Origin of the sequence: uncultured Clostridium sp., assembly GCF_937920395.1 — a bacterium.
Taxonomy (GTDB): Bacteria; Bacillota; Clostridia; order Clostridiales; family Clostridiaceae; genus Clostridium_AD.
This window is the reverse complement of sequence record NZ_CALEVF010000153.1, coordinates 1-8,013: the sequence shown is the minus strand read 5'-3', so window position 1 is coordinate 8,013 and position 8,013 is coordinate 1. Positions and strand designations below refer to the sequence as shown.

Here is an 8,013-nt window from a genome sequence, read left to right as displayed (position 1 = left end):
GCAATACCGCACATTTTATCATCTCCTAAATTTAAATAACATTGTCATATATATGGTATGCAATTTAGTTTGAATGGTGTATATAATAAATACTTGTGAATATAAGAATACTGTGATAAACTAGTAACTAATTAAATAATGAACTACCTAGGGTAGAGGTGCTGTGTCTATTAGTACTTATTTGGAGCTTGCAAGCGAGGAAAAATAAGAAAAGGAGTTATGGCCGAAGAAAATATATTTGGTAAAATTATTTTCTGGTTTTACACATAATATGTGTAGGGCTGTCACTGATTTATTAGTGGAGAGCTACAAGGTACACGAGGTTTGTGTAAAACAACATATTTTATACAGCAAGGGTGTTCCTTTGCTGTATTATTTTTTTTTGGAGAGATGTATCAATATCACAAAAGATAAAGTTTAAATATCAATGATGTATTAAGAAATATAAAAATGTTTTAAATTCTATTAGCTGTTATTAGGCAGCGACCCAGGAGATGATTTGATTATGGCAGTAGTTGTTCAAAAGTACGGTGGTTCATCGGTAGGCACTACAGAAAAAATTAAAAAGATCGCACAGAGCATAATAAAAAGAAAAAATAAGGACACGGATTTAGTAATAGTAGTATCGGCTATGGGGGACACTACAGATGATTTATTATCCTTATCAAAGGGAATAGGGGAAGAACCTGATAAAAGGGAATTAGACGCATTACTCTCAACGGGAGAAATAATCTCAAGTGCATTACTTGCTATGGCAATTAAGGGACTTGGACATGATGCAATAAGTTATACTGCATACCAAATTGGAATTAAGACTAGTGGACAATATGGTAAGGCATTAATTGAGGATATACATGGTAACAAAATTAAAAAAAGTTTAAAAGAAGGTAAAATTGTAATAGTTGCTGGCTTTCAAGGGATAAATGAAGAAGGGGATATTACCACGCTTGGTAGAGGTGGTTCTGATACTACGGCGGTTGCACTTGCTGTAAAACTTAATGGAAGATGTGAAATATATACGGACGTTTCTGGTATATATAGTGTAGATCCTAGAGCTTATAGCGATGCAAAAAAATTAGATGAAATAGAATATGAAGAAATGCTTGAACTAGCAAGTTTGGGAGCTCAGATAATGCATTCAAGATCAATAGAACTTGCTCAAAAATATGGTATACCTATATATGTAGGATTAAGTGATAGTAATATTAAAGGAACTATAATTAAGGAGGTAAATAACGTGGATATGGAAAGTAAACCAGTAACGGGTATTGCGACAAGTGATGATGATGTGGCAGTAACGCTTAAGAATATACCTAAAGATGTAAATATATTGTCAACTATATTTGAAGCTATAGGAACTAAAAGGGTTAATATAGATATGATAAGTCAATCATCACCAGTAGATGGAATGGTGAGTGTATCGTTCACAATTCCTAAAGAAAGCTTAAAGGATAGTCTTAAAATTATAGATAGAATAACAGTTGATACTAAAGTTATAGTTGATGAGGATATAACTAAATTTTCGATGGTAGGTCTTGGGATGAAGACAACCTCTGGAGTAGCTGCTAGAATGTTTAGGGTTTTTAGTAAAAATGATATAGAGATTAAAATGATTACGACATCAGAAATAAGAATAACTTGTGCAATTAAAACCAGCGACAAGCTAAAGGCTATAAAGGTAGTTGCGAAGGAATTTAATTTATAAATAATATATTAATAAAAGGAGGGATTTATGTGAGATTTTTTGGTGATATAAAAAATGATAATAATATGCTAAGTATTGCAGGAGTTAGTGCAAAGGTCTTAGCAAAGGAATATGGTACACCTTTATACATAATGGACGAACAGCTTATACGAGATAATTGTAGAAGATTCTATAAATCGTTAAAAGTTAAGAGTGAACATAATAAGGTAGCATATGCTGGAAAAGCATTTTTGACTATTGCAATGTGTGAAATTATAAAAAGTGAAGGTTTATATTTAGATGTAGTTTCGGGCGGAGAATTGTACACTGCCTATAAGGCTGAATTCCCACTTGAAAATATATATTTTCATGGCAATAATAAAACAATTGATGAAATTAAAATGGCAATAGATCTTGGGGTAGGAACTTTTGTGGTGGATAATCTTCATGAAATGAAAATTATTAATGAAAATGCAAAGGAAAAGGGAATTACACAACAAATTATTCTTAGAGTAACTCCTGGTATTGAAGCACATACACATGACTATATAAAAACTGGACAGATTGATTCAAAGTTTGGATTTACTATATTAAATAATGAGCTTGAAGAAGTTATAAGGACTGCTTTAGGTTTATCAAATATAAAGCTTGCAGGACTTCATTGTCATATAGGATCTCAAATTTTCGAGTTAGAACCTTACAGAGAAGCCGTAAATATAATGACAACTTTAATTAAACATATAAAAGAAAAGTTTAGTTATGATATAGAAGAATTGGATTTAGGTGGAGGATTTGGAGTTTATTATGATAAGGGTGATGAACCTAAAGAAATAGAAGAATTTTGCTCTGTAATACTTGAGGAAGCTAAAGCAAGGTGCATTAAATATGGAATAAAACTTCCTATTATTGTGATTGAACCAGGTAGGTCTATTGTAGCTAATGCAGGTATTACGTTATATACTGTTGGAGCTATAAAGGATATACCAGAGGTTAGAAAATATGTGGCAGTTGATGGTGGAATGACAGATAATATAAGACCAGCATTATATAATGCACAATATCAATGTCTACTTGCGAATAGAATAAGTGATCCATGTACGGAAATAGTTACAATAGCAGGTAAGTGTTGCGAAAGTGGGGATATACTTCTTGAGGGAGTTAAGTTGCCAAAGATAAATAGTGGAGATCTTATGGCTGTATTATCAACTGGTGCTTATGGTTATTCAATGAGTAGTAATTATAATAAAATACCTAAGGCTCCAGTAGTTTTAGTTAATGATGGTAGTCACAAAATAATATGCAAAAGACAAACATACAAGGACATGATTAGTAACGAAGTATGTTTATAGGTAACAAAATTATCAAATTCTCCAGCGTGTCTTGCAACAGGAGCTTGAAACTGGAAATTGCATTAAGAAACTCTATTTTTTTGCTTATGTAAAATCCTCTATCGCTCACATTCGCCGTCCTGGCTCAGGTTCGCTAGCCTGACCTCCTGTCAGGCTTACGAGAATTTTACATTTGCAAAAGAAGAGTTTCTAAATACAATTTCAATAGTTTCTTCGCCTCTTGTTGCAAGTCACTCCGGAGAAACTCATATTATTATCTACACTATTTTGTGTATGTGTAAAAAATGGCAAGGAGGAAAAGAGGAAAAGAGGAAAAGAGGAAAAGAGGAAAAGAATGAAAGAGCATAATATCCTATCCAAAAAAGTTTTTAGCTGGTAGGCTGTCGATTGGATAAATAATTTTTGAAACTAAAGTTGAAGAAGAAGAGTTTCTAAATGCACTTTTAATGATTCTTCGTTTCTTGTTGCAAGTGATTCTGGAGAAATTCATACTATTATTTATTTACACTATAGTGTAGCTGCAAAAGATGGTAAATGAGAAAAGAGTGAAAGATTTTGATATTCTCTCTAAAAAAGTCTTTTAGCCGGTAGGCTGCCGATGTGATAAATAATCTTTGAAACTAAAGTTGAAAAAGAAGAGTTTGTAAATGCACTTTCAATAATTTTTTCGTTTCTTGTTGAGAGTCACTTTGGATAAATCATATATATGTTATATAAACTTCTATGAACAATAAGGGCATCTAACAATTTTATTTGTTATATGCCCTTGAGTGCGTTCAAAGTAGGTTATTTTATAAATTGACATTTTGATATACTTTCTAAAAAAGTCTTTTAACCGTTAGGCTGCCGATGTGATAAATAATCTTATAGGCTAGGCTTAATAATAGTGTTGAAAATTTGATATTTTTTAAGGAAAGACAAATGGATTTCCTTAATTGAGATTTTTAGAAATATGTAGTACTATGAATTTTTTTTAATATATATTTTCAATGCCTTTATAAATAAAATCGTTGTGTATATACCTAATCCTGCAATAACTATTAAGAAAATAAAATAAAATGAACCATATACACTAAGCACTCCCATATCTTAACCCCCTAAATTTATTGTTTTTTATTTAGATATCAATTATTATATTACTAATATATTAATATTTGAAATTTCATGCAACCGTTTACTAAATTATACTATAGTTACATACTATATATAACATAAATTTCAATAATAAGGAACATATATATTAGACATAGCCATAAGTTAAGGATGTAGAAAAATAATTTCTAAAAGTTATTCAATTATATCTTCTTAGATTATTTGAAAAATCATTTAGCCGGATATATTTATTTATTTTTACTAATGAATTTATGTTTGAATTTAAGAATTAAATCGCCCATAAGTGTTCCAAGTAATGAAATGAATGTGTATATAAAACAGTAAATTAGGAAACTTGAATTAAATATAGTAACATGGAAATTGGTTCCAAAAGTGATTATTAAAATTTATTTTTATAATATAATTTTAAAAATATGGATACCAGAATCATAGAAAATAGAACAGCAAGTAAAGTTAGAAAAACTATTTGATTAAAAAATCCGGCGATAATAGTAGTTGTTGTTATTGCAACTAATGATAATCTAAATCCAGAAACACCAGTTTTATCATAAATAAGTTTTGTTCTCTCATCATGTTCTTCTATATAAAGGTTATAGCTGCGAGGCAAGCGAAAGTTCTCATAAGTTTTAATTTTTTACTTAATGATTTTTTATATTCTACCATTTATAATTCCTCCATTTTATAACTTATTAATTCTTGAAAAATCAAAAACTTTTTCAATTGTAAGATTAAAATATATTGCTATTTTATATGCAAGAACAAGTGATGCTGTATATTTTTCACACTCTAAGGATGTGATTGTTTGTCTTGAAACACCAACTGCTAATGCTAGTTCTTCTTGAGATAATTTATTTTTTTTTCTTAGTTCTTGAATACATGTTTTCATATCAGATCTCCTTTGCAATGTTTACTTTACATTTTAAGTATAGCTAGCTTTGCATAAAATGTCAATTTAACTTTTCTAAAAAACAAAATAATAGCAGTGGGAAATTCCACTAATATATATTATATATAGGATTATAGGTTAATACTGAAAAAAGGTATATTATACGTAAAATGAATTGAACAAGCTTTAGAACTTCTTGTTTTATTATTACTTAAGATGCGTTAAAAAATCCATATGTTTGAGCGATAGTGAGTTTATGGTTTTTAGCAGATTTAGTAATAATAAAATTAGTAGTTCTTAGGGTCGTGAATGCATTTGTAGTAAAATATACCTTCCTAAGTTTTAAGCAATAACTATACGCCTATATAATCCCTATCTATTGTCATAACGGCATTATAATAAGGGTAAGATTTTTTTAGCTTTTGATTAATATCATCTTGGAGTTTAAGTTCATCACTTAGTGAAAATTTAGGATCGAAATCAATTACAATATCGAAAATTAAATTTTTATGATTGCCTTCGCCTACAATTCTAAAGTCATGAATTGATTTTATTATAGGAAAAGATTTTAATACATTTAGAAGCTCTAAGCGAGATGCGTTAACTTCCTTGTCCGTTTTATTTATAGGATCCATGTGAATAACTAAATATAGGTTAAATTCATCAGAGATTTCTTTTTCAGCTTCGTCTATAATTTCATGGATTTTAACTATAGACATATCACAAGGAACTTCAGCATGAATAGAGCCCATGCATCTTCCAGGGCCATAGTTATGTATAACTAGATCATGGCAACCGGTAATATGATCAAATGATAATAATTTTGAACGAATTCCGCTTACAAGTTCTATATCAGGTGCTTCACCAAGAAGCGGATTTATAGTTTTTTTTACAAGTGAGTATCCAGCATATATTATTATAAGGGATACCAGTATACCTATGTACCCATCTAATGGGAAATCAATCCAAATAGATAGGAGAAGTGATAGTGCAACGCAACTTGAACTTACTACATCACTTAATGCATCAGTTGAAGAGGCTTGCAGTGCTGATGAGTTTATAGCTTTGCCCATAATCTTATTAAACCCACTAATCCAAAGTTTAACACCTATTGAGGCTAATATTAATATAAAGGGTATAAGATTAAAGATAACTTTTGATGGATGAATTATTCTATCAAAAGAGGTTTTAATAAATTCAAAACCTACTAGAATTACTATAAACGAGACTATAAGGCCAGAAATATATTCAAGCCTTCCATGACCAAAAGGATGTTCTCTATCTGCTGGTTTACTAGCTAATTTAAAACCTAGAATTGTAATAACTGATGAAGCGACATCCGATAAATTATTAAAGGCATCTGCTGTAATTGCTATACTATTTGATATTATTCCTATAATTAATTTAGTAGTAAAAAGTATTAAATTTAGTATAATTCCAACTAAGCCACCTAGATAACCGTAATCATCTCTCACTTTTTTATTAGTAGTATCTTTGTAATTTTTTACGAATTTTGATATTAAAAATTTTGTTAACATATTTACACCTCTAGTTATATTGTATAATTTGAAAAAATAAATTCAAATATAATTCTTACTATTAATTATAGCATTTATTTAGTTCTTATAGAAATATTATGCATGAAATTTGTTATACTAATAATAGAGATAAGCAAGGTGCTTATATATCTTAGCATTAATTGGAGGAATATATATGTCTAAAGAATTAGAATTTGCCCAGAATCTTATTGATTATATTTATGATAGTCCAACAGCATATCATGCTGTATCAAAGGCTAAAGAAGAGTTAAGCAAATCAGGTTTTGTGGAAATTAAGGAAGAAGATAAATGGAGACTTGAAAAAGGTGGAAAATATTTCGTAACTAAAAATGATTCTGCACTAACTGCTTTTGTAGTTGGAAAGGGAGATATTGAGAAAAGTGGGTTTAAGATTATTGGAGCACACACAGATTCACCAAGCTTTAGAATAAAGCCAAGTCCGGAAATGGTAGTAGATAATGTTTATGTAAGATTAAATACAGAAGTTTATGGAGGACCTATATTAAATACATGGATGGATAGGCCATTATCAATAGCTGGTAGGGTAACCTTAGAGAGTGATAATCTTTTGCATCCTGAAACTAGGCTTGTAAATATAAAAAGACCAATTATGATAATTCCTAATTTAGCTATTCATATGAATAGAAATATTAATACTGGTATTGAACTAAATAAGCAAAAGGATCTATTGCCATTACTCTCATTGGTTAATGAAAATCTAGAAAAAAATAATTATCTTATTAGTGCAATTGCAAAAGAATTATCTGTAGATATTAAGCAAATTATTGATTTTGATTTGTTTCTTTATGAATATGAAAAAGGATCAATTATCGGGCTTAATAATGAATTTATATCAAGCTCAAGGTTGGATGATTTAGCTATGGTACATGCTGGGATAAGTGCGATAGCTAGGGGCTCATCTGTACAGGCGACAAATGTAATTGTTTGTTTTGATAACGAAGAGGTGGGAAGTTCAACAAAGCAGGGTGCTGACTCAAACATGCTAGTTGATATTTTAGAACGTATTACAATTTCTCAGGGTAAAGATCGTGAAGACTTTTTTAGAGCTATATCTAAATCATTTATAATATCTGCAGATAATGCACATGCTGTTCATCCTAATAGTCCAGAAAAAAATGACCCAACAAACAAACCATATATTAACAAAGGGCCAGTTATAAAAATTAGTGCGAGTCAAAGTTATACAACTGATAGTAACTCAGATGCAGTTTATGAATTGATTTGCGAAAAGGCTGGCGTACCAGTACAAAAATTTGTTAATAGGTCTGATGCTAGGGGTGGTTCAACAATTGGGCCAATATCTTCAACTCATTTAAATATACGTTCAGTAGATATGGGAAGTCCAACTTTGGCTATGCATTCAATAAGAGAATTAGGCGGAGTATTAGATCATTTTTATGT

At 30.1% G+C, this 8,013-nt stretch carries 7 protein-coding genes and 1 riboswitch; of the genes, 3 read left to right on the top strand and 4 right to left on the bottom strand.

Going from position 1 to position 8,013, the window contains the following annotated elements:
* Positions 1-145 precede the first annotated feature (145 nt).
* A riboswitch (Lysine riboswitch) is annotated at positions 146-317 on the top strand.
* A gap of 188 nt (positions 318-505) precedes the next feature.
* Together Q0649_RS10675 and lysA are read left to right on the top strand one after the other, a co-directional pair.
* On the top strand, positions 506-1,705 hold the full coding sequence (locus Q0649_RS10675; protein WP_298841352.1) for an aspartate kinase: 1,200 nt from the start codon (positions 506-508) through the stop codon (positions 1,703-1,705).
* A 29-nt stretch (positions 1,706-1,734) separates the two neighbouring features.
* Positions 1,735-3,033 (top strand): diaminopimelate decarboxylase, encoded by a 1,299-nt coding sequence (gene lysA, locus Q0649_RS10670; protein WP_298841349.1) that lies wholly within the window; start codon positions 1,735-1,737, stop codon positions 3,031-3,033.
* Between the two features lie 960 nt (positions 3,034-3,993).
* Here lysA and Q0649_RS10665 read toward each other — a convergent pair.
* The 4 genes from Q0649_RS10665 to Q0649_RS10650 form a co-directional block, all read right to left on the bottom strand.
* A complete protein-coding gene (locus tag Q0649_RS10665; RefSeq protein WP_298841346.1) occupies positions 3,994-4,119 on the bottom strand; it encodes a hypothetical protein in 126 nt (41 codons plus the stop codon).
* Positions 4,120-4,525: 406 nt separating this feature from the next.
* Positions 4,526-4,753 (bottom strand): hypothetical protein, encoded by a 228-nt coding sequence (locus tag Q0649_RS10660; protein WP_298841344.1) that lies wholly within the window; start codon positions 4,751-4,753, stop codon positions 4,526-4,528.
* A 72-nt stretch (positions 4,754-4,825) separates the two neighbouring features.
* Entirely contained in the window at positions 4,826-5,032 is a 207-nt protein-coding gene (locus Q0649_RS10655) for a helix-turn-helix transcriptional regulator (RefSeq protein WP_298841341.1), read from the bottom strand.
* A 353-nt stretch (positions 5,033-5,385) separates the two neighbouring features.
* On the bottom strand, positions 5,386-6,570 hold the full coding sequence (locus Q0649_RS10650; protein WP_298841339.1) for a cation diffusion facilitator family transporter: 1,185 nt from the start codon (positions 6,568-6,570) through the stop codon (positions 5,386-5,388).
* 175 nt (positions 6,571-6,745) lie between these two features.
* Here Q0649_RS10650 and Q0649_RS10645 point away from each other — a divergent pair.
* Positions 6,746-8,013 (top strand): M18 family aminopeptidase (locus Q0649_RS10645; protein WP_298841337.1); only part of this gene is annotated, 1,268 nt, incomplete at its 3' end.